Source organism: Paenibacillus typhae, from assembly GCF_900099765.1.
Lineage (GTDB): Bacteria > Bacillota > Bacilli > Paenibacillales > Paenibacillaceae > Paenibacillus_AQ > Paenibacillus_AQ typhae.
In genome coordinates this window covers 49508-75098 of record NZ_FNDX01000002.1, presented here as the reverse complement: position 1 = coordinate 75098, position 25591 = coordinate 49508, and the positions used below count along the sequence as shown (strand labels likewise).

The following is a 25591-nucleotide window of genomic DNA, read 5'->3' as shown; positions in this document are numbered from 1 at the left end:
CCCATCCGTGGAACAGAAAGGAGCCGAAAATGAACAGCAAGTCTCCTACCCGGGCCTCCGAATTAGCAGCTACGTTTGCTTTGTTTGAGATAGGAAGTACAAGCTTATTCCTTATCGGTGGTGAAGTGAGGCAAGACGCGTGGTTGTCCATGCTGATCGCATCCGTGGCAGGTCTTCTGCTTCTTCTGATTCACTTAACCTTACACAGGATTGAGCCTCAACTAGATTTGTTTCAGATTATACAGCGTTATTCCGGTAAGTTCATCGGGGGTCTTATTAGTCTGGGTTTCATCGGCTATTTCACTTTGGAGGCGTCAAGAAACCTGCGGGATATCGCAGAAGTAACCATATTGACATTGCTTCCGGGTACTCCGCTCTGGTCAGTAATCCTGATTATAGTTCTTGTTGTAACTAACACGGTTCGATACGGTCCGGAAACGCTGTTTCTGATGTGCATCGTATTATTCCCAGTAATAGTCATCGGATATTTCGTCATCCTGATTCTGCTGGCAGCAACCGGCCTGCTGCAATTTCATTTTATGCTGCCCATTCTTGAACATGGATGGAAGCCAGTCTTCAAAGCGGCAATACCTGGTATTCTCTCTTTTCCCTTCGGCCAGGTCGTGGTCTTTCTGGTGTTTTATCCAATGGCAGCTACCAGACGCGGGATGAACAAAATGATTCTGCTGACGTACTGTGGAATCAGTCTGTTTCTTATCCTTTTTAATCAAATCAATATTCTGGTTCTTGGACCTGTTCTGGCCACAAACAGTTCTCTTCCTTTACTTCAAGCTGTTCAGTTGATTCAGATGTCAGAGGTGCTTGAGAGAATTGATCCTTTATTTACACTGATCCTGTTCCTGAGCCTTGGGGTTAAATTGGCTACTTTCCTAAACGCAGCGGTAATTGGCATCAGCAGGGTTATAGGAATAAAACACAAACCATCTTCGGCGCTGATCGGGGTGAGCACCTATTTTTTGGCTTTTATGTCGCCGACATATACGGAATTCATTAAAGTAGGCAGAGAAATCGCCGTAAAATATTGGTGGCCGATTTTTCAAATATTGTTGCCTGTCCTGCTGCTGATCGTGATGATTATCCGTAAACAAAGAAAAAAAGGTATTAACTGATGTATTCCATGAACTTGGATTGTTGTTGCATCGAGTCGCAGTGAAGTGTCCATACTAAGTGTCGAATATTATAAAGGGAGAGACTTGATATGGATCTGCAAAGTGGTAAATTGTACTGGCCGACAACAGTGGCTACCCCCCCAACGTATCCTACGCTTGAAGAGGACATATCGTGTGATGTACTGATCATTGGTGCTGGCAGCTCCGGTGCACAGTGTGCAAATCTCCTGTGTGAACAAGGAATGTCCGTCGTTGTAGTCGACAAAAGAAAAGCAGGAGAAGGCAGCACCAGCTCCAATACAGCATTAATTCAATATGCCGGAGAAAAAAGTTTTGTATCCCTTGCGCACTCTTTTGGTGAAGAAGCTGCTGCGCGTCATCTTAGATTATGCGAGCAGTCCATTAACGATATTGAGCGGATAAGCCGTCAGTTACCGATAGACCCGGATTTTATCAGACGGGACAGCCTGTATTATGCAAGCAATAAGGAAGATATTCCTGAATTGACTGAGGAACATGTGCTCCTGCGGAAACATGGGTTCAAAGTGGATTTTTGGGATGAAGGCAGATTGCCGGGCATTATCCTTTTCAAAAAGAGGCTGCTCTGTACTATCATGATGACGCGGAGATGAACCCGCTTAAATTTGTATACGGGCTGCTTGAGAAAGTGAAGTCACGCGGTGGATTGATTTTTGAGAATACAGAGATAACAGGCAAACGTTATGAACAGGATCATGCCCTGTTTTATACCAAAGAACACCGCGAAATCCGGGCCAGATATGTTATTATTGCAGCCGGTTATGAAGACAGCGACTTTAAAACAGAAAAAAATGCTACGCTGGCAAGCTCCTACGCCGTCATTACAAAGCCGGTCGCTGATTTTTCAGGCTGGTATAAAAGAACCCTGATATGGGAAACCGCACGCCCCTACGTATATATGCGTACGACTCCGGATAACCGGATTATTATCGGGGGCATGGATAAAGATACATCCTACGCAGAAACAAGAGATTCCAAAATCCTTGCAAGCAAGGATAAGCTCATTACAGCGTTTAACAGCCTCTTTCCGGATATTCAGGCCATACCGGAATATTATTTGGGGGCCTTTTACGGTGGAACGCATGACGGAATGCCCATCATCAGCCAGAACGAAGCTTATCCCAATTGCTATATGATTATGGCTTATGGGGATAACGGAACTGTATACAACGGTGTGTTAGCGAAGATTGTTGAAGACCAGATTCTGACGGGCGCAAGCCCGGATTTAAACCTTTACCTCCAGACCAGACCGCTTGCTGCCAAATAATAACACGCGGATAAGTTTCCGCATGTTAAAATGAAGTGGAATTTACTTTTGGGTAAATTTAACTTCAACCGGAAAAGAAGGGATATCCTTATGCGGCTATGCAGAGGCATTGCTCCGTGCAAAGTCTGAAACGGACGAAACTGCACGGAGCGGATCTGAGTTCGTCCGTTCGGCTTTGCACTTTCATTGAAGATTTAAGAATTCAATTGAAAGAGGAGCAAAGTCATGATAAAAAATTTCCAAAACACCTTCCGGGAGCTTCATATCTTCCTGATTTTATGGCTGACACAGTCATTTTCATCACTGGGCAGTGCAATGACTGCCTTCGCCCTGGTGATCTGGTCTTATCAGGAGCAGGGTTCAGCTCTAGTCACGTCGCTTTTGACCATCTGTTCCTATGCCCCCTATGTCCTGCTGAGCATCTTCGCAGGTGCACTCAGCGACAGATGGAATAAGAAGACCACTATTCTGCTCAGCGACAGCTTTGCGGCACTTTGTACCGTTTCGGTATTTATTCTGCTGAGCACGGATAAGCTCCAGATTTGGCATCTTTATTTAATCAACACCTTGAATGGACTAATGAACACAGTACAGCAGCCAGCCTCGGATGTATCCATCAGCCTGTTAGCTCCCGAAAAGCACTATCAGAAGGTAAGCGGGATGCGTTCCTTATCCAATTCGCTGGTCACTATATTAACGCCTGTTCTCGCCACTTCACTGCTTTCATTTACAAGTATTAGAGTTGTTATCCTGTTTGATTTCATTACCTTTGCCACAGCATTTGTTGCTTTGTTATTCTTTGTTAAAATCCCTCAAATCAAGAACCGGAGCAGTACCGGAAGAACGACGATATTACAGTCTGCAAAGAGCGGCCTACGGTATCTGATGGACAACCGCGGAATTCTGGATCTGATCCTTTTTTTGGCCGTGATCAATTTTACTGCCTCTATCTTCAATGCTGCCCTGCCCGCAATGATTCTTTCACGTGCCGGCGGCGGAGAGTTCGCACTCGGTATGGTCAATATGGTTACCGGGATAGCCATGATGACAGGAAGCATTCTGGTCGCCTTCCTGCCGCCGCCTAAGAGCCGGGTCCGGGTTATTTGCAATTGCCTGCTTTTTTCGATGAGTACCGAGAATTTCATGCTTGCCTTCGGCAGAAATACACCTGTGTGGTGCCTGGGTGCTATTCTTGGCTGGGTGTTTATCCCCGTTATGAGCGCTAATATGGATGTGCTATTTCGTACAATAATCCCTATTGAGATGCAGGGGCGTGTCTATTCGGCCAGAAACACCTTACAGTTCTTTACCATTCCATTGGGGTACCTGTGCGGCGGATTCCTGATAGACAAAGTGTTTGAACCGTTTATGGCCGTACAATCCCTGGATAGTGTGTATGTTACACTCGTGGGAGCCGGAAAAGGCTCAGGAGCAGCTCTGCTATTTCTTGTAATCGGAATCTTTGGTGCGCTATCCTGCCTTCCGTTTCTGGCTGACAGGAATATCTGGAAATTGGAAGAATAGCTGTATTATAAAAAGCGCAGGGAGCCTGTCAGCTTCCCGGCGCTTTTTGGCTGACTTGATTCTTATATATTTCCCCATCGGGAGAAGTACAGCAAAGGTTGTAGTTTTGATACCCAATGAACCCAATCCCTCCGTGTTGAGGAATCTCCGCTCTGGTCTCCTAACTGATCAGTTTCTTTACCTCAGATATAAACAATTCTGCATCAGTTTCTATAGTGTACGCGTATACCCCATGTTTTGTATGCAGATAGAGGACACCATGGCCTTGTCCGAGGTCTTTGAATGATATGTCAAAAATCTCATCAATCGGAAACTCTCGGTAAGCTGAAACAATCCGGTTAGAATATAGACATAATGAGCGTCTGTGGATTACTATCTCGAGATTGTCTGCAGTGACGGTCCGCTCAACTTTATAATAAGGCAGAATGGCAATAATCAAGGACATCCCCTCCTAGCTGCCGGATGCGGAATGATGAAAGCACCGCTGATCTTGTAAAAACTCAAGGAGTAACCGGTTGAAAAGCTGCGGCTGGCATAGGTGACTAGGGTACATGGCATCATTAATGATCGCTAAATGAGCCTGCGGAAATTTGGCCGCAGTCTTCTCAACCTGCTTCAGCATCCACTCATTTTCGTTGCCTGATACGACTAGAACAGGAATTGGCAGCCGAAGTGCCATTTCATTATTGCCGGATTGTATCAAGGCCAGCCGCTGCTTAATTTCTTCTGTCGTCCGTCTCTGCAAGAGCTCTTTCCTCAAAATATGGTAGGCCAACAGCCACTTGTTATAGGTGACACGCAATGGCCTGATGAACATTTCGGCAGGGAGATAATGGGAAGACCAGGCACAGAGCAGCAGCAGTTCCTTTACCTTGCTTCCTTTAGCCGTATACTCATCGTTAAAATAACTGTCAATCAATGCCATGGTAATGATCCGCTCAGGATATAGACAGGCAAATTTCTGGGCAAGTACTGCACCACTGGAGCACGCTACGATTACAGCCCTTTCTATGCCTAGTTTATCTAACAATCCCTTTAGATCTTCAACCTGTGTATCTACGATCCGGCTAATCTCAACATTCATTTTCCCCGATTGCCCATTTCCCCTTAAATCATACACAATCACTTTCGCTCGTTTGCTGAAATACTCTGCCTGAGGTTCAAAAAGATGATGGGAGGTTGAATAATCATGGATAAAAACAATAGGCAGACCACTGCCTGACATCTCATAATATAAGGTTGTTCCATTCACAGCCATATTTGGCATTACACCCTCCCCCTCTCATCAGCGCTTTTCCCTAGACTCCTCCGTCAGGGGTAGCAAATCATTTTGAACACTGTCCTTCCATAAGGGAACGCCCGAACGGTAGGCAGCACGGCCATTTAAATGGCCAGCCACCGGTGAAGTAATAAATACGAACAAAATGGCGAGCAACAGCTTGACGCTAACCGAACCGTCCTTAAACCAAAAATATAAAAATCCGCCGCCAAGCAGACACAATACGCCGAAGGTTGCACTTTTGGTAGCAGCATGCGAGCGCAGATAAACATCGGGCAGCCGGACTAATCCGAAAGCGCTGATGGCGCAGAAAACAGCACCGACTACCACCAGAATCGAACTGAATAATTCACCTGTCATGCGGTCTCTCCCCTTCCTCTACAACAACACCGCGTTCAATGTATCTGGCAAGTGCAGTTGTTCCAATAAACGTCAGTATACCGATAACCAGAATGACCTCCAGAAAATCCTGGGTATCCAGCAGCATACAAAGGACGGTAATCATAGCCAGTACATCAATCCCGATCGTATCCAGTGCAGCAACCCTGTCAGAACGGGTGGGCCCTTTCAGAAGACGGAACAGGCAGGCCAGCATCGCCAAGCCAAGAATGACCAATGATGCAGTCAACAGTGCGGATACCATCAACGGGTCACCTCCAATATCACTTGTTCAAAATTGTCTCTAATCTGCCTGGCCATCACCTCGGCATCTTTAATATCTATGGCATGAATGTATAACGTCTTTCCGTCGCTTGACACATCCAGCGTCAGCGTTCCTGGAGTCAAGCAGATCAGGCAGGACAGCAGCGTGACTTCCCAAGCCGAGGTTAAGGCAGTTTCGTAAGCAAATATACCGGGACGAATGGCCAGCTTCGGACGAAGAATGTGACCGATGACCACAAAATTGGATATGGTCAATTCGCGGATAAAGATCAGCAGAAGCTTCGTTATGGACCATAGACGTCTGATATAGAACGGCCGGGTCTGGGGTCTGGATTTTCTGAATAACAACAAAAGTACTATACCGAGCAAATAACCAATTATGAAACTGGATCCGGTATTATCGTTATTTATCGCCATCCACAGAAAAGCAATTAACAGATTAAACAGGAATTGTAAGGCCATCTCATCTACTCCTTCATCATTACGGCTTGAATGTACTCTGCCGGTGAGGCCAGAACATCACCAGCCTGCGATACAAAGGCATATAGAGGATCCGCCCCGATTCCCATCGCAATGACAAGCACCAGCAGTCCGGCAGCGACCGCCGTAGCTCCTTTAATGCTGACTGCGGGACTTTTTTTCCCCGGTTCACTTCCCCAGAAAGCCAGCCTGAAGACCTTGATTAAGGAATACAGCACCATAAAGCTTGATCCAAGACCTATAAGTGCCAACGTCAGCATACCTGCATCCAACGCTCCGCGGATGATTAGCAGCTTGCCGGCAAAACCGCTTAGCGGCGGAATACCCACCAAGGCAAGAGCCAGTATAAAGAACAGCCAGCCAAGGAGCGGATATTTCTTAATCATGCCGCCCATGCCGCTTAACTGGTCTGTTCCCGCTGCGGATATAATCAGCCCGCCAAGGATGAACAAGAGCGCTTTAGCCAGTATGTCGTGAAGCAGATAGAAGACGGCTCCGTTCAGCGAATCCTGTGTACCGGCAGCAAGCCCTAAGGCCACAAAGCCTACACTGATAATGACGTTATAATTAAAAATACGAGGAATGTCCTTGTAAGCAACAGCCCCCAAACTGCCCAAAATCATTGTAGCCGCAGCCATCCAGGCTATCAGATTATGCGTAAGGTCCGAATCGTTAACAAACAGCAGGGTGAACGTTCGGATAATCGCATAAAGTCCCACTTTGGTCAGCAGGGCACCGAACAATGCTCTGATTGCCGGCGGAGGTGCACTGTACGAGCCCGGAAGCCAGAAGAACAGAAACAATCCGGCTTTCAATGAAAACACAATTAAAAATAATACGGCTATTACGTTAATTATGCCGCCTTGACCCGCTTCGGTAATACGCTGGGATAAATGCGCCATGTTGAGCGTTCCTGCAGCAGCGTAGAGATAGGCTACTGCTGCTACAAACAAGGTTGAAGATACAATATTGATGAGCAGATATTTCGACGTTTCTCTTAGCTGAAGCTTAGTCCCTCCCAGCGAGATGAGCGCATAAGAAGAAATCAGCATGACCTCAAAGAAAACGAACAGGTTGAAGATATCTCCTGTGAGGAAAGAACCGTATACCCCTACCAGCAAAAAATGAAAAAACGTATAGTAATAATACTTTTCCCGCTTCTCTCCGATGCTGCTGAACGAATAGAGCAATATGGCGAAGCTGACAAGTGAAGCCGTCATTACAAGCAATAAAGCGAACATATCCCCAACAAAAACAATGCCGTAAGGAGGCGCCCAGCCCCCCATCTGTAAGGTGAGTATACCGTCAGCATGGACACGGGTAACCAAAAGGACTGTAACAAGAATAGTAAGCAGACTGCTGACTACACTGATCCACCGTTGAAGGCGTATCTTCTCCTTGAAGAAGATCAGTATAACCGCAGTGCTCAAGGGAATTAGGATCGGCAGCACCAACATATTGTTCATTCCTTAGCCTCCTTGATACTGTCTATATCATCAGTACCCAGGGACTGATAAGAGCGGTAAGCAAGCACAAAATAAAAGGCCGTTACCCCAAAGCTGATTACAATAGAGGTCAGGATCAGAGCCTGCGGCAGAGGATCAACATAAGTATCCTCTTTTCCCAGTACGGGAGCCGCCCCTTTTTTGAGTCCGGCCATGGTCAGAAGCAGCAGATGCACACCATGCGTGAGCAGAGAAGTTCCCAGTACGATTCGCAGCAGCGTTTTTGACAAGATCAGATAGACACCTATTGTAAAGAGAATTCCTATGGCCAGCGCCATTACGAGTTCCATCGTTTATCCCCTCCGATCGTTAAGATAATGTTCATCGCCACGCCAACCACTGCCAAATAGACGCCGAGGTCAAACAGAACGGCAGTTGCCAGCTCGACATCCCCAAGAATCGGAAAATGGAAGTGGCCGAATGCATGACTTAAAAAAGGAGCACCAAAAGGGAATGAACCTGAGGCCGTCAGAATAGCCAGCAGGAGTCCGGCTGCAGTGAGAGCCCGGTAATTGACAGGAAACGCCTTGCGGACCTGATCCATACCAAATGCAATGGTCATTAGAACAAGCGCGGCGGAAGTCATAAGTGCCCCGATAAAGCCTCCTCCCGGATGGTTATGCCCGGCAAAAAACAGATAAAATGAGAAGACCAGAATAATAATGATAATCCCCTTGGACATGGTCTTCAGGATGACATCATTGCTCCGTAAGGGAACAGCCAGTCGGGTATCCCTCTGCAGCGGCTGCCGCTGATCCTCTTCCATCCTCAAATTGATCAAACCGTATATGCCCAGCGAAGCGATGCCGAGAACCATGATTTCAAACAGAGTATCAAACCCGCGGAAATCTACAAGGATGACATTGACAACATTCTTCCCGCCTGCGAGGTTATAGCTTTCCTTTAAGAAGTACTCGGATATGGGTTCGAACGGACTGCTGCCCATTGCCGCCAGAGCAACCAGCGTTACGGTCACACCGACACCTAATGCAATTATCAGGTTTGGCAGCTTAAAGCTTAATTTTTCCTTCTGCTGTTTGAGCTTGGGCAAATACCGGAAGCATAACAGGAACAGGATGACTGATACGGTTTCAATAATCATTTGGGTGAGTGCAAGATCCGGCGCCCGGAAAAGAACAAACAGCAGGGTCACCATGTATCCGACTCCGCCGGTGAACAGAATGGCATTAACCCGTGACTTGGCAAAAGGAACGGCAAAGGCGGCCATAAGCATTACTGCTATTGCGGCCAATTCGTAAAAGGACAATTCCGCATATTGTGCCATGCCAAAGCGGATTCCCGGCTCCCGCAGGAGGACAGCAAGCAAAGAGACAATAATAAAACTGAAGATATACAGCAGATAATGGCGGTTGGAGCCGGTCATATATGCATCAGTTATGCGTCTTGATCCCCGTTCCAGCAGCTGGAGTGAAGCATCATAAACCCTGTTAAGAGTATTGCGTCCTCTGGCTTCCCGGTCCAGCACCCTTAACCGCGTATAGCCTTTATACAGCAGCAAGCCGGAAGCTATTACACCAAGAGTCATGAAGATCTCGGGTGTCCAGCCATGCCAGAAATGAATAGAAACCTCGAAGGGTGCCTCAGGAGCGAGAAGCCCGGTGTGAATGGATGCCATTGCCGGCTCGACAAGCGGGAGAGAAACCAGTTCCGGGAAAAAGGCAAATACCAGGGTTAGAGAAACAAGAATCACCGGCGACAATAAAAGACCAACGGGTGCTTCGTGCGGTACTTTATCCAGCTTGTCTTTTTGGAGCTTCCCGCCAAAGGTTTTGAATACGAGAATCATGCTGTATACAAAGGTAAACACACTGGCGATCCAGGCAACCACAGCAAAGAGCTGGAGCCAGAATCCGGCGTTCAGGATATCAAACTCACGGATATTCAGTACGGAAGTAAAAAACATTTCTTTACTGAGAAATCCGCTGAACGGCGGCAATCCTGCCATGGAGAATGCCCCCATAAGGGCAACTGAGAAGGTAACCGGCATGAGAGACATAAGTCCTCCCAGCTTGCGAAGATCGCGGGTCCCCGTCTCATGGTCAATGATGCCCACGACCATAAACAGGCTGCCTTTGAAAACAGCATGATTGATAAGGTGAAAAAGAGCGGCTGCAGTCGCCATGGTGTAAAAAACCGCATCCTGCCGGCCTGCAAAAAAGCCGGCTGCAGACCCTAGCCCAAACAAAGACATGATCAACCCCAGCTGGCTGATCGTGGAGTATGCGAGCAAGGCTTTGAGATCTGTCTGCCGTATCGCTTTGAATGACCCGTAGATGAGGGTAAACAGTCCTGTTACAGACACCAGCCAGAACCACTCCGATTGTCCGGCAAATACAGGAGTAAGCCGGGCCACCAGGTAAATCCCTGCTTTAACCATTGTCGCCGAGTGAAGATATGCACTTACGGGAGTCGGAGCCTCCATTGCATCCGGCAGCCAGATATGAAACGGAAACTGGGCCGATTTCGTAAAGGCTCCCAGCAGAATGAGCAGCATGGCGGGAATAAACATAGCGTTATCTGTGAAGGTCCCCGCAAGTTGAATAATCTCCCGGATACTGTAAGTGCCAGTCATTACATACAGCAGATTAAATCCGGCAAACATGGCCAGCCCGCCGAACACCGTGATGAGCATAGATTTTACTGCACCATAACCGGAGCGTTCCCGGCCGTACCAGAAGGCGATGAGTAAAAATGAGGATATGCTCGTGAGCTCCCAGAAACCGTAAAGGATGATCAGATTATCTGACAGAACAACCCCGAGCATTGCGCCCATAAACATAAGCAGATATACGTAAAACCGCCGGATTCCCTCAGTCTGTTTATCCAGATAATAAATGGAGTACAGCACCACGAGGGCCCCCATTCCGGTAATCAGCAGGACGAATATCAGGCTGAGGCCATCTAGAATCAGAGTAATATCCACTCCGAAGGACGGCATCCAGGCGATCGTGTCGATAATTGGCTCCCCCGCCCTGACCGCTGAAATCTTCAACAGGAAATACAGGAACAGAACCGCCGGAAGAGGCAGTACAAACCATCCGGGATGAAATCGCGTAGTTTGTCTAATTAACAGCATTAGCACTGACAGCAAAAATGGAAGCAGAATAACAATATGCAGCACGGCTCAGTACCCCTTTCTATTTCTCATCTATTGTTCTCACTGGGGCTTAACCCATTCATTTTGTACAATTTTCAGGTATTGTGCCTCGCCATTGTTCACAACTTTAAAAAGACCCGTATTGAAGTCCGTATCAAATTCCCGGAAGAAGGTGCCCTTCGTTCCTTCACTGCCGGCAGGCTCTTCCATAAGAATATAACGGTCACCTTTCTTTACCAGATACGCAGTGAATCCGCGTTCGTGGGTTTGCTCCAATAACTCGGGATATCGCTGCACTGCAACAATATGAAGATCAATCGTGCCGACCAGCTCCATCAGATCATTGATGAAATTGCCGCGTGTAATCTCCTGCCACAGCGTTTGGCTTGACTGTCCCAGCACAATTTGAGTCACTTTGTTCTCCTGGGCGGTTTCTACGATAACCTGTGCCGTCTTTTTACCATTGCATTTACGGTACAGAAACAGGCCCCCGGCATCCTTCGTCTGCTTCTCCCACCCTGAAAGGTACAGCTGCTTCTCCGGGTTATATTCATTTTCTCCCGCGGAGTCTACCGTAAGGACCACAAGCGGCGCCTGAAGCTTTCGGGCCAGCTCGCTTCCTCTCTGAATTAACCGTTGTCCATGCGGGCCATAATGCACACAGACCATAATACTCTCCTTAATTATCTCCATTCGAAACCCTCCTTAAGTTAATTATTTCCAGAAAAAGACGCAAAAAAAGCCCGCTGTTGGCAGGCTCCTCCGGTTAAATCAATATACAATTGGCTTTATTATATAGTCCTCATGAGAGAAAGTAAAGAAAACTTATTTACTTCATTAACCAGCCATCCAAGGCCTTAACGACACTCTGCAGCTGTTCATCCTCGGTAATCCCGGGCGTGTGATCGCCTTTTTGCATGCCATATGATCCAAACTGCCCGTGGTTGCCTCCTTCTATACTGACAAATGTCGTATCCCCGGGAAGATTGGCTTTGGTCTTCTCCCACTCCTCCCAGTTTAATACGCCGTCATCCGTTCCAGTAATTTGCAATGCGGATAAGCCGGCTGCGTTTAAGCTTCCGCCATCATCAGCGTAAGAAGCCAAGTAGAAAATTCCTTCAAGCTTCCCTGCATGCTCCGATGCATAACGGGATGCAAAAGCGCCGCCCAGTGAGTGGCCGCCAATCACGTAAGCTTCATCAGGATGTTCAGCAATGAAGGCATCGGCCCTGTTTTGGCCAAAAATAGCTAAATTCAGCGGCATCCTGGCAATGTATACCCGGTGGCCGCGCTCTGCCATTGCTCTGGCGAGAGGCGAGTAGCTTGCAGGTTCTACCAGTCCCCCGGGATAGAATATGATATTGGGCTCCACAGCCTCTGCCGCCTGCGGCTCAAACCGGTACCCCTCTTTAACTTTGGTAACACGGACTTGACTGTCGCTTTGCATGGCAGCTTCAGCGAGTTTGGACGGGCTGTATGTAACGGATGAGAGATAGATCAGCACTCCTGCCACAAGGGCAACGGCGATTACGCTTGTCCATATCAGTATCTTTTTCCATCTGCTCTTGCGTTTCACCGTTTTCAATGGTTAACCACCTTTACTCATAATAATTTTAAATATAAAATTAATTATATTTACCGGTAAGTAAAATTACAAGCAGGTTATGCTTAATGACAGGTTTTTGTCATAATATATTCATGAAGGAGCGTGTGCAATGCCAGAGAAATCAGCAAAACGCTTACCGGGGAGACCCAGGCAGGCAGACACGGATACCACTATTCATCAGACCATTATTTCGGCTGCTGCCGCATTATTCAAGGAATATGGCTATGAATCGGTCTCGCTGCAGCAAATCGGAAATCAATGCGGCGTGTCCAAACAAACCATCTATTATCATTTCGCGAGTAAACCCGAATTATTCAAGGTTTCCATGACAACCATGCTTCATAATATCCGGACAGTCACTGCCCGGTTGCTGGATGAAGCTGATCATCTTGAACAGGGTTTGTTGCGCTTGGCAGAAGCCAGATTGGCTAATCCCCATGCCGAGATTGTAACGATGATGAGAGAAGCTGAGAAGTTTCTTGAAGAAGGGCAAATCCGTTCCATCCGCGAGGCTGAGCAGGATATTCATGATTTGCTGGCAGACTATTTCAGGCTTGGCATGAATCAGCAGCAGCTCCGTGAGGAGGACCCGCTGTTTCTGGCGGAGACCTTTTCAACCTTGATGCTGATGGGTAATCGCGATAATGCCTCCGGGAAGTATGAATCTCCTCTCTTCCTCGGTCAGAAGCTGGTAGCCCTCTTTCTTCAGGGAGCAAAGGCTACTTGATCTCCTAACTGTAAAAAGACGCTCCCGTCTCCACAATGATCTGCGGATGGAAGCGTCATTTCTCAATGGAACTTTAGGTAATAAATTCACGGTTTAAATTACGCCTTCTCCTCCAATAGCAGCTGCTGTGAATGATATAGGTCCAAACAGTCTTATAGGCAGGATGCTGTCATTTTGAATGACCAGTTCATAGTTGTGGATTCCCAAATATGGACCGTCTACCCACTGAACATTCAGTTGAATATCAGTTATTGTAGTAAAACGGAAAAAGGATCGATAAATATCGACTCCGGCACGCCGGATTAAAACATAAAATTGACTATCAGCAAGTGCAGTAACACTAAAGCTGCCATTTAACTCGACTCTGCTGGAGAAGGAAGCAGGATTAGCCGGAGTAATATTTACTTGTGCTGTAGCCAGTCCCGCCCCTGCTCCAATGATTCCGGCAATCGTTGTAACATCGTTAAGAGGGTCTAACGGGATCAGTGCCTGAGAGCCATAGCTTATAATTGTTGCCATCTGTTCATCACTCCATTTCAGGTTTATACGTTATCATATTAGGAGTCTTCAAGGTTAGCTTGGACTTGTTCACCCAAAATGCTAGGATACAGGCTCAAATAATCAGGCTCCCGGACTCTGATAAGTCTGCAACCCCTTTTTCCATACGAATCTGCTAAGGAGAATGAGGATCAGCGCCACAACGGGAATGCACACAATAAATGGTTTGTTATCCTCAAAGCTGAAAAAATACTGGGAGGGATAAAAGCTGATAAATCCAAACGGCAAAATGGTGGTCAGAATGATTCTGATAGTCAAATTATAAATGTTCAGCGGATACTCAATCAGTCGTTCGATGCTTCCTACCAGTTCATGCAGGGCATTGCTCTTGATGATCCAGAAGGAGGCCGCAGATAAGAGAAACATAATGCAGGTATAGATCATGGTGCAAAAGATCAGGGTAAAAACCAGATAGAGCAGGCCCGCCATTCCGGGAATAATATCAATGTGACTCTCCGCGGCGATCATCAGTCCAAGACCGATCAGATATTCGTCCAGGGGAAGTTCGGTGTTATACCGGCCCGTGGACAGCAGCTGAAAGAAAGTGCCCAGCGGACGGGTGATGTAAATATCCAGGCTCCCTTGCCTTATCCAGTATCCGAGATGATCTTCCGCCTGTAGGTTTTGGTTAAATTACGGATTTCTACAATGGTATCCATTTGCGGATTGCTCCTCGCCACAATCGGTTATGAATTCATTTTCAATACGTTTTCTGTACACCATATTTATCCGTTTATGTATATGAAAAAAAGCAGCCCATTTAAGAATCGGCTGCACGGCTATCCCTATTAACCCAGCTTTTCTACATACAATTCATTCATGATGTGCTGGACACGATATTCACCCTTTGGTAATTCCGAGTCAATAAAGGCCTCCACTTTATCTTCGGCAAGCCCATACATCACTTCTATCTCTTTTGCAAAAAGCTTGTGTCCGCTCTTTAAAAGCCGGGATAGGCCAGGTCTCAGCTTTGGTGTAACCGGATGCGGGATTATTTGCTGCAGCGCCTGTACATAAGTATCCAAAGCCTTGGCTCCGACAACCTTCACCCCTTTATTCTCTTCATTAACCATAACAAGACTTGGAAATCCCCGTACTCCTAGACGCGCTGACACCCGGAAATCCTCATCCAACAGATCCTGGGCGGATTCAAGCTCAGCTTCTTCAACAATTTGCCGTCCGTCAAGGCCCAACTGGTCAACGATGGTGATCAGCACTTCCTCTTCACCAATGTTCAGGTTGGAGACGAATACGGCCTCCCGGGCGCTTCTGAGGAAATCACCTTCCCTGCCTTCATGCTTGCTTTGAATCACTTTAAATACTCTTGACGGCGGATAGGACGAAAGAACAGGATTAGTATGCCACAGCGAGCCGTCGATAGGCATACGCGACTGCTTCCCTACTTCTTTCCAGTGCCCGGCAACATCGGCCGGCTTCTGAATACCGTTACCTCCATCGGAAAAATCTTTCCAGCTCGGCAGTAATCCGCCCATTACGATTTTCAGATCAAAATATGGGCCGTATTCCTGAATAAAGCGGTTGAGTACAGGCTCCAAAGCCCAGCAATGGGAACAAATCGGGTCCGTCACATAATAGAGCGTCACTTTGGTCTCGACCTGATTCAGGTCAATGACTTGCATCGGATCTTCACCGGCAACGCCGCACACTCCTGTCTCCAGGTCACACATCATATTGGAATCAGTCATTTCTGCGTCCACCCTTCATTTACATTTTAGATGAGATCGTTTACTATCGTTTCCATAGTATGATTATATTTTGTATAAATTTTTTAACAAGTACTATTATTATTAATACCTAGTATAAAATATATACTATCGGAGGATATCCTATGAAATATGAAATGAGTATGGACCAGCTCTGTCCGGCAACCTTTGCTTTTCAGGTAATCGGCGGCAAATGGAATCTGCCCATTCTCGCTTGTTTAAGTGAGGAAGAGAGTATCCGGTATAACGAACTGAAAAGAAGGCTTAACGGGATTACTGGCACGACTCTGACCAACTGTCTCAAAGAGCTCATAGATAACGGAATTGTGAACCGTCAGCAATACAATGAAATCCCTCCCCGGGTAGAATACTCCCTTACTTCCTCCGGCAAGGAGTTAGTTCCTCTTATTCAGTCCATCGTGGCCTGGGGAGAAAGGAACATCCGTACGCTTGAGAAGTGAATCTTAACATCACAGCCTATATTGCTCAGAATTCTATATACTTGAGAAGGAAATTATTGTGAGGAGGCTGTGTAGTTGGACAAGCAGGCTAATTACAGGACTAATGTTATAGGCGGCGAAGCTGGTGTCGCGGTAACGGTGGAGATGGATAAGGAAGCTATACATCACACGAACAGCTTGTTCTGGGATACAAAAGGAAACGAGGTTTTAGGCGCAACAGCTCTTCCCTTATATGGAGCCTTTGTCTCTGAAGAAAATCACCAGCTGTTTGGCGAAGTCCGCGGCAAGAAAGTTCTGGAGATCGGCTGCGGAAGCGGACAATCCTTGCATTACATGGGCGAACGCCAGGCAGCAGAGCTGTGGGGTACGGATATTTCTGAGAACCAGATCGAAAAGACCCGGCAATTGCTTGCAGCGCATGGTCTGTCTGCCGAATTGATCTGTGCGCCTATGGAGGACAAATGCGGCTTGATCGAGGATTATTTTGACATCATATATTCCGTTTATGCGATTGGCTGGACTACTGATCTTGAAGGTACCTTTGCCCGGATCGCCTCTTATCTGAATAAAGACGGCGTGTTCATCTTCAGCTGGTCCCACCCGATACACAAATGCGTTGCTGCCGAGAAGGACATGCTTGTCTTCAAAAAGAATTATTTCGATGAATCCTGGTATTCCGTAGAGCTGGGCGGCAACACGTTATCTTTATCCGACCGCAAAATGTCCACCTATGTCAATGCACTGGCCAAAGCCGGCTTTATCATTGAGCAAATGGTTGAGGCGTCGGATGATCTTTTGCTCGGGGCTTACGGTGATGACAGTGATTTTGCGAAAAAAGCAAGAGCGCTGCCTGTAACGTTTGTAATTAAGGCAAGAAAGCTGTAGTTAAAATAAGGCTATGCTCTTACCCTTGGCGGTGAGCATAGCCTCTTTAAGCTGTCTGTCTGCTGCTTGCTTTTTGCGCACAAAAATCCCGCAATCCTAGTGATTACGGGATTTCAGGTTCAATGGAATCTAAGCCAGCTCTAAGGCAATTTCCATCATTTTGGTGAAGGAAGTCTGGCGTTCTTCAGAGGTTGTTTCCTCTGCGCGGAAAATGTGGTCACTGATCGTCAGGATGCACAGGGCGTTAACGCCGGCTTGGGCAGCATTTAAATACAGCGCTGCTGCTTCCATCTCGATACACAGGACACCCATATCCTTCCACTTTCCTGCGGCAGACTTGTCCGCATTATAGAAAGTATCACTGGTCAGAATGTTGCCGATGTGAACCTTCTGTCCCTTTTCATCAGCCGTTTTCTTGGCCTTTTCTAACAATTCATAGGAAGCAGTAACGGCATATTGTCCCGGCAGATTAAATTGGGAAGCGTAGTTTGAGTTGGTCGATGCCCCCATCCCGAAGACGATGTCATACAGATTCAGATTGTCCTGCAACGCACCGGCCGAGCCGATACGGATCAGGTTCTTAACACCGAATACATTGATTAACTCCCATGAATAAATACCGATACTCGGAACGCCCATCCCTGTACCCATGACAGAGATTTTTTTACCTTTATAGGTCCCGGTATATCCGAGCATTCCACGGACTTCGTTGAATTGTACCGGATTCTCCAGATAGGTCTCGGCAATAAATTTTGCACGCAGCGGATCTCCAGGCAGCAGAATCGTCTCGGCAATTTCTGCTCCGTTTGGCTTGATGTGCGGGGTTTCTTTAAATGGGGAAGAACTCATTCGTAAACAGCTCCTTTAATCATTATGGTTTACCGTTTTGACAAAAAAATCCTGATTACAAATAAAATGTACGATGTACACCCGCTTGTAATCAGGATTTTACGGTTCCTAGTAGAGACCCTCATACCATATCTACGAGGTTATACGATAAAAATTATAAATGGAATATAAGTAATTTGCAATAAGGGCCGGGCTGAAGGGCTATTCAGCTATCCGTTATCAAACAAAGGCCTATGCTTGTCAAAAAACTGCTGAAAGAAGCGGACATTATCCAGCTCGTACCATTCGGCCGTTTGCAGCGGATTAGCATCCAGATTGTAAATTTTAGCCTGCAGCGTGCCTAAGACGAACGGAGAATGCGTAGCAATAATAAACTGGCTGTCCAAATAACGGGCCAGCTCGTTGATTTGTTCGGCCAGCTTGATCTGATTCGCGGGAGAAAGTGACGTTTCCGGCTCGTCCAGCAGATACAATTGACCGGGCAGCAAATATTCCTCAAAAAACTGCATCGAGGTTTCCCCGTTTGAGTATTTTTCCTGGGAGAATTGGATGTTCTTCACCTTCTGCTGAAACGCATATGAACCTTCATATTGCTCCGCCTCCGTCTTGCTCATCCCGTTCTTCCTCTTCTCATGCATTAACCCCTCACGCAGAACGGAGGCCTGCTGTATCTTCTTGATCTCATACAAAATATCCTCGGATTTCATATAACGGCTTCCTTCCGGAAGCTGCTGCAATTCCCGCTCCTGCTTGTCATAACCTAACTGGCAGCTGCTCAAATCAAGGAATTGCTTAACAAACAGGCTGTAACCATAGCTTGTCATCGGCTCAGCCCCCGAAATTCCCAGCTTGTTGGCAATGACATTGAGCAGGGTGGATTTACCGCTGCCGTTATTGCCGTACAACACCGTTACCTTGTCAAACAATAAAACCTCTCCGGCCATGTGCTTGAAGACATGATCGGGGTAAATGTTAGGATTTCGGCTGATATGATCAGACAGCTTGAAGCTCCTCAGATAGATCATTGCTGCACTCCTTTTGCATATTGAATCAGCTCACGGTTCTATCATACTTTCCGAACCCGTTCTCACAGGTGATATCTGTTTGCAGGAGTCCGTAGAGCGTTTGTTTGGCATTCTCCAGATTTTTCTGGGCCGCTTCTATCTCTGCTATTTTTTCTTTAATGATGCGTGCTTGCTCTTCCTTTGATATTCCCTTTAACGAGATCATAGATTTAATGTCGTTGATTGTAAAACCGACCGCTAAACAATTTTTCACAACCTGCAGGTAGTCAAGGATTTCAGAGGAATAATTCCGGTAGTTGTTCTGTTCCCGCAAGATGTACTCATCCGTAATAATTCCCATTTTCTCATAGTAACGGATAGTGGATATCGGCAGTTCAACCCTTTGTGCTACTTCACTAATTTTCATAAAAATCACCTCATCTAAACTCTTGCTATAAAGTATACTTCATAGTTTACAATCCTTCTAGTGAGCATAAGGAACATTCACACACCTCACAAATCCAATCCTGAAGGAGCCTGTTTATATGAGTACAATTACCGGGAAATACCGTGAGACAAATGATTTTAATGAAATCGTCCTGGAGCGCCGGTCCGTTAAAGTGTATGATCCTGAAGTAAAAATCAGCCGGGAGGAAATGACTGAAATACTGGCAGAAGCATCCCGTGCTCCTTCCGCAATAAATATGCAGCCATGGCGTTTTCTTGTCATTGACACACCTGAAGGGAAAGAGAAGCTTGCGCCGCTGGCCTCATTTAACCAGACGCAGGCACTGACTTCCTCAGCTGTAATTGCAGTATTTTACGATGCCAACAATACCGAATACATGGATGAAATTTTCAGCAAATCCGTTGAGCTTGGATATATGCCTCAGGAAGTTATGGACATGCAGCTGCAGCAAGTGAAGCCTTATTATGCCAATATGTCTGCAGCTGAGCTGCGAGATGTGAACCTCATCGACTCTGGCCTTATCTCGATGCAGCTAATGCTTGTCGCCCGTGCTCACGGCTATGATACGAACGCAATGGCCGGTTATGCCAAGGAACAGATTGCCGAAGCCTTTGGCCTGGACAAGACCCGCTTTCAGCCGGTAATGCTAATCTCAATAGGTAAAGCAGCCAAAACGGGCTATCCGTCCTACCGTTTGCCGGTTGGTACGATTACAACCTGGGCATAAACCGCAGTTGCCCCTAAATAGAAAGACCCGTAATAAATACGGGTCTTTTTAAATATAGAATTACTCTGCCGGAGCAGCCGACATCTTTTCACTTTTTACAGATGCGCTCGAGGATATTCTAATAATCAGCTTACAATACCCGATCCATAGGCAAAAGCTCCAACCGTTACCGGAAGTACACCGCGGGTGAAGCTTAGTCCTGCCAGCACCTTGGCCACAGACTGCATTGCCAGTGGTTTGTTCTCATATGAAGCAATATAGGTTCGTATCCCGGAAACAGCGGTAAAATCATAAGGGTTGCGCACTGCCACAACGATTAGCCTGCATCCTGTCCGTGCTGTAAACTCCTGCAGAATCTGGCGTTGACCGGGCGAAAAATCGGCGTTGTAGGTCGCTGCCACAATCTGAGTAAAAGAACGGCTCTCCTCCAGCACCATTGCGATCTCTTCAGCCGAAGGGTCAACGCCGATAATCCGTTCAGTGACCCCGTCATAATATGGCTTCAATGCCTTTCCAAGCGTCATTTCCTCCTGCAGCGCTTCGACTACCTCATGATTGACTCGGACCTCCGGCCATATGACATAGATGCCTTCATGTTCTGCCAGCGGAAGCTGCCCGTCGTCACATAATAAGGTAATGCTCTGTTCGCTGAGGGTACGGGCTACTTCATGCGATGCTTCGGAAGCCAGCTGCTGTTGTATAGCCGGGAAGGCTTGCGGCTCTGCTCCGGTAATTCCCCGTTTAGCCTTAAGGCTTGCCAGCCGCTGCACTGATGCATCGATTCTGGCCTCGGAAATCTCTCCGCGGATAACAGCCTCAATTACAGCTTCTATCGCCTCAACCTGCCAGCTATAAGTATGGCTGACGAGGATCAGATCGGCCCCGGCCTTCACCGCCTGCACGGCTCCCGCACCCACTCCGACGGTCTGTGAGATCGCGTTCATCTCCAGACAGTCTGTTACAATAACGCCGTCAAAGTTCAGCTCCCCGCGCAGCAGCCCGGTCAGAATATTCTCGGACAAGGTTGCCGGTATAACGTCATCCTCATAGGCCTTAAATACGACATGCGCAGTCATGACTGCATCGACCCCGGATTCTATAATTCGCTGAAACGGCAGCAATTCGACCTCCGCCAGTCTTTCGCGGTTATGGCTGATAGACGGAAGGGCCAGGTGAGAATCCGTATCCGTATCTCCGTGGCCCGGAAAATGCTTGATCGTTGCCGCCACTCCCGCTTCCTGATAGCCTGCAGCAGCTGCGCTGCCCATCTCGCTGACCAGCAGCGGAGATTCGCCATAGGAACGCACGCCAATGACCGGGTTGGCCGGATTGTTGTTCACATCGACACAGGGGGCAAAGTTCATATTTATCCCCAGGTGGCGCAGCTCTGCTCCGGCAATGGCCGCAGCCTGCCGGACCCCTTCCGGATTGCGGGTTGCCCCCAGTGCCATATTGCCGGGCATCAGGGTGACTCCGTCCTCAATCCGGGCAACCATGCCTCCTTCCTGATCAATGGCGATCAGCAGGGGCTCGGCTGCAGCCCGCTGCAGCGCCGCTGAACAGGCGTAGACCTGCTCAGCCGTTCCGATATTGCGCCGGAAATAGATAATGCCGCCGATATGATAATCCTGAATCAGTGTCAAAATATCCTTGTCCGGGGATGTGCCCATAAATCCGCACATGAACATCTGTCCTACCTTATGGCGGATACGAAGCGTTTGGTCCTTTGCAGCATTCATTGATGAGCTACAGCTCCTTTGTTCTCGGGTTATAGTGTTGTTTTTCCGGTAGTCAGGACATCGGCCAGCGACTCCAATGAATAAACAGAGGTTCCGCAGACCAGGATGACAGATGCAGAAGAAGGCAACCGTTCAGCGTCATACGGATTGCGGAGAACGGCGGCAATTAGCGGCTTTTCGCGGTTAACAGCTTCGGCCAACTCCAGCTGTCCGCTGAAAATATGGGCATTCCAGGTGCCCAGGATGACTGTGTCGTATTCCTCAAGCCCGGCTATGATCTCATGAATCATACCGGAAGCAGGATTGTTCGGAATATACTGTACGGTAAGATTAAATCCCCGGTCTGCCATAAGCGCCCCCAGCTCAAGAGCCTTGCTGTCAGTATTATCCGCCAGGGTTAGCCTCTCCGGCTGCGGCAGCAGCAGCAGGTACCGCAGCTCTGGAGAGAGCGGCAGCCTCTGCCGTGGATCACGCTGCAGCTTTACCGTTGAGCGGGTCAGCTCGGCTGTCCTGCTAACCCATTCTGCACGCGGCACCGGGGAGGCGCGTCTGCTGTGCAGCTGCATCCGCTCCTGGAGCCGGTCAATCCGCTGCAGGGATTCATCAATTCTGGCTTCCGTTATCCGGCCTTGACGGACAGCTTCGGCTATCCCCCTGATGACCCGGTCCTGGAATTCAGGCGTATGACACATCAGGATCATGTCATTGCCGGCAGTGACTGCCAGCTCGCCGATCAGCTCCGGCTCAAAGGTGTTCCGGATGGCTCCCATCTCTACATCATCTGTGCAGATGATACCCTGGAACCCCAGCTCATTACGCAGCAGGTCTGTAACAAAATAAGGACTTAGAGAAGCCGGGAGGCCTTCGGCCTGCGGGATTTCCGTGAAGACGATATGTGCCATCATGATCGCGTCGCAGTCTGCAGCTATGGCAGCCGTGAACGGAATAAGAGGTCCGCTCTTTAGCTCCTCCAGGGGCAGCCCGCATGACGGAAGCTCGATATGCGAATCGCCATCCACCTGTCCGTGGCCGGGAAAATGCTTGGCCGTAACGGCTATGCCTGCTTCATGCATCCCCTTGATAAATGCGGTGCCAAGCTCTGCTACTTTAGCCGGCTCTTCACCATAAGAGCGGACACCGACTACGGGGTTCAAGATATTCGTATTCACATCCAGCACCGGTGCCCAGCTCATCGGGATGCCTAGTACGGCCAGCTGGCTGCCGATAAGCTTTCCCTGCAGAAAGGCTGCAGCAGGCTCACCGATCAGGCCCACCGCGCGGTTGCCCGGCACATGTGGGAACATCCCCTTCAGATTAGCCAGACTGCCTCCCTCTTCATCAATGGAGAGAAGGTAAGGTGAAGTGAATCCGAGCCGGCCGGCAGCAGCCGTCACACCGTGGACCAGCCTGCGCAACTGAGATTCGTTGTCTATATTGTGCGGAAACAAACCGAGCCCGCCTGAAGGCAAGGCTCTTAGCCGCTCCTCAAACGAGGAGTCCGCTGCCTTGGAAGGCAGCCCGGTGACACACATCCGGGCAATTTTCTGTTCCAGGTTCATTTGAAAAACCCCGGGAGATAAGCTTTGTTCTGCTCCAGCATCTCATCCAGCATCGCTTCTGCGTCATTGGCTGAAGGTACCAGCGGATGATGGGCAAGAGCAAGTAAGGCGGTCGAACGGCTGCCGGTTACAGCAGCTTCAATTGCCAATCCCTCATAGGTTTTGACCGCATGGATCAGACCCTTGGCCGCTTCCGGTACGGCAGTAACCGGCATGGCAACGGGTCCGTTCTTATGCACTTTGCAATTGACCTCAATGCAGGCGTCGTCCGGAAGGAATCCGAGAATGCCCTGATTAGGCACATTCAGGGTCTGAATATCGCCGGAATCATTATACAGTGAATTCATCAGCCGGACTGCGGCTTCAGAGTAATAAGCTCCTCCCCGCTGCTCCAGCTGCTTCGGCTTTTCGGCCAGCTCCTCGTCCTTGTACAGCTCGAACAGCTCATCCTCAAGGCGCTGGACGGTTTCGGCCCTAGTCTCTCCCCGGGCTGCAGCTCCCTGCTGCTCCGCCAGAATTTCGCGGTGCAGATAGAAATACTTCAGATAATAGGAAGGAATCGCCTTAAGCGCTGACAGCAGCGTCGCATTCCAGTCATACTGCGGAACATTGCGGGCGGAATAGCCGTCCCGGTTCGCCAGCAGCTCAGGCAGCTTGGACTCACCGTCAATAGTAATGGTGCTGATCCAGTGCAGATGATTCAGGCCGGCAAATTCACAATAAATCCGTTCAGCCGGCACCTGATACAGCTCAGACAGCCATTTATAGGCGGCGATCGGAGAATTACACAGCCCGATGGATTTGATGCTTGAGTGCTTATGGATAGCCTCGGTCACCATGCCCGCAGGATTTGTAAAATTCAGCAGCCACGCATCCGGGCACAGCTCCTCCATATCCCTGGCGACCTCCAGCAGTACCGGAATGGTCCGCAGTGCCTTCATCATCCCTCCCGGGCCAGTCGTTTCCTGGCCGATCATCCCGTATTTCAGCGGAATGGTCTCATCCCAGCCGCGGGCTTCGAGCCTGCCCACACGCATCTGTGTAGTGACAAAGCTGGCATCCGTAAGTGCCGAGCGCCGGTCCAGTGTGAGACTGAGCTCAATCGGCAGCCCGGATCTGGCAATCATCCGCCGGGCAAGCTCCCCGACGATGGACAGCTTGTGGAAGCCCTCCTGTATATCAACGAGAACAATTTCTGTTACCGGAAAAGTAGCGTAGTTCAGGATAAACCCCTCAATTAATTCCGGAGTATAGGAGGAGCCTCCCCCGATTACCGCCACTTTCAGTCGTTCTGCCATACTGCATTCGCCGCCTTTACGGATAAGGTATGTTGTAACTGCTCATAGACCGCTTCCTCCACCTGAATCCCCGATTTCTCCATTGCCATAAGCAGCGCTCCTGCTACCGGCTCTTGTGACAGCATTTGCAGGGTACAGCCGGGAGCAACATGGGATACTGTCTCTGCAATATAAGGGACTACATACCTGCTCTCCCCGCGGGTCAAAATGCTGCCGGCCAGCACCAGATCGAAGGTGTCCTGCTGCATGCCGAGCCTGCGGATCACCGCACTGGCCGCAAGCCCCAGCTCCTTTCCTTGCTTTTGCAGAATAGTACGCGCGGTTTCATCCTCTGCTGCGACCTCGAAGATCAGCTTGGCAATCTCGTGCGGTACACGCAGCCCGTGATCGAGATAATAATGAAACATCGCTTCTTCAGATGCATAGCCAAGCTTGCCCAAAACAGCCTGGGCCAGCCGGGTAGGCCGGCCGCGTCCCTCCCAGGCGCGGATCACGCTGCGGAAGGCTTCAACTGCCAGATCGGAGCCTCCGCCGAAATCGCCGAAGGTATACCCGAAGCCGCCAACCTGCAGCTCCTGCCCGCTGCGGTTGATACCGTAGCAGTTGGTTCCGGTCCCGCAGATCACCACGGCGCCGTAGGACTGCCGGGTCCCGGCCCGAAGGCCGATAACCGTATCGCATACGATAGAATGGGGTTCCATACCCAACCCCGCTATCATCGGACGCAGAATCTTAAAGTCAGCTTCCCGGTCAGCTCCAGCGAGTCCGAATAATGAATAGGTGACTTGCTCTTTGCGGAGGCCCGCGTGGAGGAGAGCTTCCTCCACTGCCTCCCGGATGTTGATCTCGGCCCTTGCAGCCCCTGTCTGATGGTTACCGCATCCGCTTGTGCCGCGTCCCACAATCCGGCCCGCGGCATCGGATATGACGGCCAGTGTTTTACTGCCTCCGCCGTCAACGCCCAAGTAATAGTTCACAGT

The 25591-nt window shown here is 48.7% G+C and carries 25 protein-coding genes, 1 pseudogene and 1 riboswitch; of the genes and pseudogenes, 7 read left to right on the top strand and 19 right to left on the bottom strand.

Features of this window, described 5'->3' with window-relative positions:
- Window positions 1-29 precede the first annotated feature (29 nt).
- From BLR64_RS01985 to BLR64_RS01975, 3 genes and pseudogenes are all read left to right on the top strand, one after another.
- Entirely contained in the window at window positions 30-1130 is a 1101-nt protein-coding gene (locus BLR64_RS01985) for a GerAB/ArcD/ProY family transporter (RefSeq protein ID WP_090711707.1), read from the top strand.
- 89 nt (window positions 1131-1219) lie between these two features.
- A pseudogene (locus BLR64_RS01980) lies at window positions 1220-2436 on the top strand (NAD(P)/FAD-dependent oxidoreductase).
- Between the two features lie 225 nt (window positions 2437-2661).
- Entirely contained in the window at window positions 2662-3960 is a 1299-nt protein-coding gene (locus tag BLR64_RS01975; protein WP_090711705.1) for an MFS transporter, read from the top strand.
- Between the two features lie 451 nt (window positions 3961-4411).
- On the opposite strand, the gene BLR64_RS01965 is transcribed toward BLR64_RS01975, so the two are convergent.
- From BLR64_RS01965 to BLR64_RS01925, 9 genes are all read right to left on the bottom strand, one after another.
- Window positions 4412-5227, bottom strand: a complete 816-nt coding sequence (locus BLR64_RS01965; protein WP_090711701.1) for an alpha/beta fold hydrolase — start codon at window positions 5225-5227, stop codon at window positions 4412-4414.
- A gap of 18 nt (window positions 5228-5245) precedes the next feature.
- The gene (gene mnhG / locus BLR64_RS01960) at window positions 5246-5599 is read right to left on the bottom strand and encodes a monovalent cation/H(+) antiporter subunit G (protein ID WP_090711699.1); all 354 of its coding nucleotides are present in this window, start codon (window positions 5597-5599) and stop codon (window positions 5246-5248) included.
- Window positions 5589-5882, bottom strand: a complete 294-nt coding sequence (locus tag BLR64_RS01955; RefSeq protein ID WP_090711697.1) for a Na(+)/H(+) antiporter subunit F1 — start codon at window positions 5880-5882, stop codon at window positions 5589-5591. The genes mnhG and BLR64_RS01955 overlap by 11 nt, the downstream gene beginning before the upstream one ends.
- Window positions 5882-6364, bottom strand: coding sequence for a Na+/H+ antiporter subunit E (locus BLR64_RS01950; RefSeq protein ID WP_090711695.1), 483 nt, complete (start codon window positions 6362-6364; stop codon window positions 5882-5884). Before BLR64_RS01950 ends, BLR64_RS01955 begins: the two co-directional genes overlap by 1 nt.
- Window positions 6365-6369: 5 nt before the next feature.
- The gene (locus BLR64_RS01945) at window positions 6370-7848 is read right to left on the bottom strand and encodes a Na+/H+ antiporter subunit D (protein WP_090711692.1); all 1479 of its coding nucleotides are present in this window, start codon (window positions 7846-7848) and stop codon (window positions 6370-6372) included.
- Window positions 7845-8177: a Na(+)/H(+) antiporter subunit C gene (locus BLR64_RS01940; RefSeq protein WP_068724183.1), complete on the bottom strand. Its 333-nt coding sequence runs from the start codon at window positions 8175-8177 to the stop codon at window positions 7845-7847. Before BLR64_RS01940 ends, BLR64_RS01945 begins: the two co-directional genes overlap by 4 nt.
- Window positions 8165-11029, bottom strand: a complete 2865-nt coding sequence (locus BLR64_RS01935) for a Na+/H+ antiporter subunit A (protein WP_279615453.1) — start codon at window positions 11027-11029, stop codon at window positions 8165-8167. The genes BLR64_RS01940 and BLR64_RS01935 overlap by 13 nt, the downstream gene beginning before the upstream one ends.
- 36 nt (window positions 11030-11065) lie before the next feature.
- Window positions 11066-11698 (bottom strand): universal stress protein, encoded by a 633-nt coding sequence (locus BLR64_RS01930; protein ID WP_090711690.1) that lies wholly within the window; start codon window positions 11696-11698, stop codon window positions 11066-11068.
- Between the two features lie 136 nt (window positions 11699-11834).
- A complete protein-coding gene (locus tag BLR64_RS01925; RefSeq protein ID WP_341833371.1) occupies window positions 11835-12581 on the bottom strand; it encodes an alpha/beta hydrolase in 747 nt (248 codons plus the stop codon).
- A gap of 139 nt (window positions 12582-12720) precedes the next feature.
- Here BLR64_RS01925 and BLR64_RS01920 point away from each other — a divergent pair, with 139 nt between their 5' ends.
- Entirely contained in the window at window positions 12721-13338 is a 618-nt protein-coding gene (locus BLR64_RS01920; RefSeq protein ID WP_090711686.1) for a TetR/AcrR family transcriptional regulator, read from the top strand.
- A 93-nt stretch (window positions 13339-13431) separates the two neighbouring features.
- On the opposite strand, the gene BLR64_RS01915 is transcribed toward BLR64_RS01920, so the two are convergent.
- The 3 genes from BLR64_RS01915 to BLR64_RS01905 all read right to left on the bottom strand — a co-directional run bounded on the left by BLR64_RS01915 (window position 13432) and on the right by BLR64_RS01905 (window position 15602).
- The gene (locus BLR64_RS01915; RefSeq protein WP_090711684.1) at window positions 13432-13857 is read right to left on the bottom strand and encodes a hypothetical protein; all 426 of its coding nucleotides are present in this window, start codon (window positions 13855-13857) and stop codon (window positions 13432-13434) included.
- 102 nt (window positions 13858-13959) lie between these two features.
- Complete coding sequence (locus BLR64_RS01910) at window positions 13960-14487, bottom strand: ABC-2 family transporter protein (RefSeq protein WP_090711682.1); 528 nt, start codon at window positions 14485-14487, stop codon at window positions 13960-13962.
- Window positions 14488-14684: 197 nt separating this feature from the next.
- Complete coding sequence (locus BLR64_RS01905; protein WP_090711680.1) at window positions 14685-15602, bottom strand: DsbA family protein; 918 nt, start codon at window positions 15600-15602, stop codon at window positions 14685-14687.
- 143 nt (window positions 15603-15745) lie between these two features.
- Between BLR64_RS01905 and BLR64_RS01900 the strand changes: the two genes are divergently transcribed.
- Complete coding sequence (locus tag BLR64_RS01900) at window positions 15746-16081, top strand: winged helix-turn-helix transcriptional regulator (RefSeq protein ID WP_090711678.1); 336 nt, start codon at window positions 15746-15748, stop codon at window positions 16079-16081.
- A gap of 75 nt (window positions 16082-16156) precedes the next feature.
- Window positions 16157-16966 (top strand): class I SAM-dependent methyltransferase, encoded by an 810-nt coding sequence (locus BLR64_RS01895; RefSeq protein ID WP_208607114.1) that lies wholly within the window; start codon window positions 16157-16159, stop codon window positions 16964-16966.
- A 129-nt stretch (window positions 16967-17095) separates the two neighbouring features.
- On the opposite strand, the gene deoD is transcribed toward BLR64_RS01895, so the two are convergent.
- From deoD to BLR64_RS01880, 3 genes are all read right to left on the bottom strand, one after another.
- Window positions 17096-17815 (bottom strand): purine-nucleoside phosphorylase, encoded by a 720-nt coding sequence (deoD, locus tag BLR64_RS01890; protein ID WP_090711676.1) that lies wholly within the window; start codon window positions 17813-17815, stop codon window positions 17096-17098.
- A 68-nt stretch (window positions 17816-17883) separates the two neighbouring features.
- A riboswitch (purine riboswitch) is annotated at window positions 17884-17983 on the bottom strand.
- A 41-nt stretch (window positions 17984-18024) separates the two neighbouring features.
- Window positions 18025-18840, bottom strand: a complete 816-nt coding sequence (locus BLR64_RS01885) for an AAA family ATPase (RefSeq protein WP_090711673.1) — start codon at window positions 18838-18840, stop codon at window positions 18025-18027.
- Between the two features lie 25 nt (window positions 18841-18865).
- The gene (locus BLR64_RS01880) at window positions 18866-19246 is read right to left on the bottom strand and encodes a MerR family transcriptional regulator (protein WP_167360576.1); all 381 of its coding nucleotides are present in this window, start codon (window positions 19244-19246) and stop codon (window positions 18866-18868) included.
- Between the two features lie 118 nt (window positions 19247-19364).
- Between BLR64_RS01880 and BLR64_RS01875 the strand changes: the two genes are divergently transcribed.
- Window positions 19365-20015: a nitroreductase family protein gene (locus BLR64_RS01875; RefSeq protein WP_090711671.1), complete on the top strand. Its 651-nt coding sequence runs from the start codon at window positions 19365-19367 to the stop codon at window positions 20013-20015.
- A 125-nt stretch (window positions 20016-20140) separates the two neighbouring features.
- On the opposite strand, the gene nagZ (BLR64_RS01870) is transcribed toward BLR64_RS01875, so the two are convergent.
- Genes nagZ (BLR64_RS01870) through BLR64_RS01855 form a run of 4 tightly spaced genes read right to left on the bottom strand, consistent with a single transcriptional unit; the run spans window position 20141 to window position 25588 of the window.
- The gene (gene nagZ, locus BLR64_RS01870; protein ID WP_090711668.1) at window positions 20141-21754 is read right to left on the bottom strand and encodes a beta-N-acetylhexosaminidase; all 1614 of its coding nucleotides are present in this window, start codon (window positions 21752-21754) and stop codon (window positions 20141-20143) included.
- A 29-nt stretch (window positions 21755-21783) separates the two neighbouring features.
- Window positions 21784-23313 carry a beta-N-acetylhexosaminidase gene (gene nagZ / locus BLR64_RS01865; protein ID WP_090711666.1) on the bottom strand — a complete coding sequence of 510 codons (1530 nt, stop codon included), beginning with the start codon at window positions 23311-23313 and terminating at the stop codon, window positions 21784-21786.
- A complete protein-coding gene (locus tag BLR64_RS01860) occupies window positions 23310-24611 on the bottom strand; it encodes a 6-phospho-beta-glucosidase (protein ID WP_090711664.1) in 1302 nt (433 codons plus the stop codon). The genes nagZ (BLR64_RS01865) and BLR64_RS01860 overlap by 4 nt, the downstream gene beginning before the upstream one ends.
- Window positions 24596-25588, bottom strand: a complete 993-nt coding sequence (locus tag BLR64_RS01855; protein WP_090711662.1) for an N-acetylglucosamine kinase — start codon at window positions 25586-25588, stop codon at window positions 24596-24598. The genes BLR64_RS01860 and BLR64_RS01855 overlap by 16 nt, the downstream gene beginning before the upstream one ends.
- Between the last annotated feature and the right edge of the window lie 3 nt (window positions 25589-25591).

Excerpts from the sequence above, each read along its gene's own strand:
- BLR64_RS01985 (WP_090711707.1), top strand. The coding sequence starts at position 30 with ATGAACAGCAAGTCTCCTACCCGGGCCTCCGAATTAGCAGCTACGTTT.
- BLR64_RS01975 (WP_090711705.1), top strand. The coding sequence starts at position 2,662 with ATGATAAAAAATTTCCAAAACACCTTCCGGGAGCTTCATATCTTCCTG.
- BLR64_RS01965 (WP_090711701.1), bottom strand. The coding sequence starts at position 5,227 with ATGCCAAATATGGCTGTGAATGGAACAACCTTATATTATGAGATGTCA.
- mnhG (WP_090711699.1), bottom strand. The coding sequence starts at position 5,599 with ATGACAGGTGAATTATTCAGTTCGATTCTGGTGGTAGTCGGTGCTGTT.
- BLR64_RS01955 (WP_090711697.1), bottom strand. The coding sequence starts at position 5,882 with ATGGTATCCGCACTGTTGACTGCATCATTGGTCATTCTTGGCTTGGCG.
- BLR64_RS01950 (WP_090711695.1), bottom strand. The coding sequence starts at position 6,364 with ATGGCCTTACAATTCCTGTTTAATCTGTTAATTGCTTTTCTGTGGATG.
- BLR64_RS01945 (WP_090711692.1), bottom strand. The coding sequence starts at position 7,848 with ATGAACAATATGTTGGTGCTGCCGATCCTAATTCCCTTGAGCACTGCG.
- BLR64_RS01940 (WP_068724183.1), bottom strand. The coding sequence starts at position 8,177 with ATGGAACTCGTAATGGCGCTGGCCATAGGAATTCTCTTTACAATAGGT.
- BLR64_RS01930 (WP_090711690.1), bottom strand. The coding sequence starts at position 11,698 with ATGGAGATAATTAAGGAGAGTATTATGGTCTGTGTGCATTATGGCCCG.
- BLR64_RS01920 (WP_090711686.1), top strand. The coding sequence starts at position 12,721 with ATGCCAGAGAAATCAGCAAAACGCTTACCGGGGAGACCCAGGCAGGCA.
- BLR64_RS01915 (WP_090711684.1), bottom strand. The coding sequence starts at position 13,857 with ATGGCAACAATTATAAGCTATGGCTCTCAGGCACTGATCCCGTTAGAC.
- BLR64_RS01905 (WP_090711680.1), bottom strand. The coding sequence starts at position 15,602 with ATGACTGATTCCAATATGATGTGTGACCTGGAGACAGGAGTGTGCGGC.
- BLR64_RS01900 (WP_090711678.1), top strand. The coding sequence starts at position 15,746 with ATGAAATATGAAATGAGTATGGACCAGCTCTGTCCGGCAACCTTTGCT.
- deoD (WP_090711676.1), bottom strand. The coding sequence starts at position 17,815 with ATGAGTTCTTCCCCATTTAAAGAAACCCCGCACATCAAGCCAAACGGA.
- BLR64_RS01885 (WP_090711673.1), bottom strand. The coding sequence starts at position 18,840 with ATGATCTATCTGAGGAGCTTCAAGCTGTCTGATCATATCAGCCGAAAT.
- BLR64_RS01880 (WP_167360576.1), bottom strand. The coding sequence starts at position 19,246 with ATGAAAATTAGTGAAGTAGCACAAAGGGTTGAACTGCCGATATCCACT.
- BLR64_RS01875 (WP_090711671.1), top strand. The coding sequence starts at position 19,365 with ATGAGTACAATTACCGGGAAATACCGTGAGACAAATGATTTTAATGAA.
- nagZ (WP_090711668.1), bottom strand. The coding sequence starts at position 21,754 with ATGAATGCTGCAAAGGACCAAACGCTTCGTATCCGCCATAAGGTAGGA.
- nagZ (WP_090711666.1), bottom strand. The coding sequence starts at position 23,313 with ATGAACCTGGAACAGAAAATTGCCCGGATGTGTGTCACCGGGCTGCCT.
- BLR64_RS01860 (WP_090711664.1), bottom strand. The coding sequence starts at position 24,611 with ATGGCAGAACGACTGAAAGTGGCGGTAATCGGGGGAGGCTCCTCCTAT.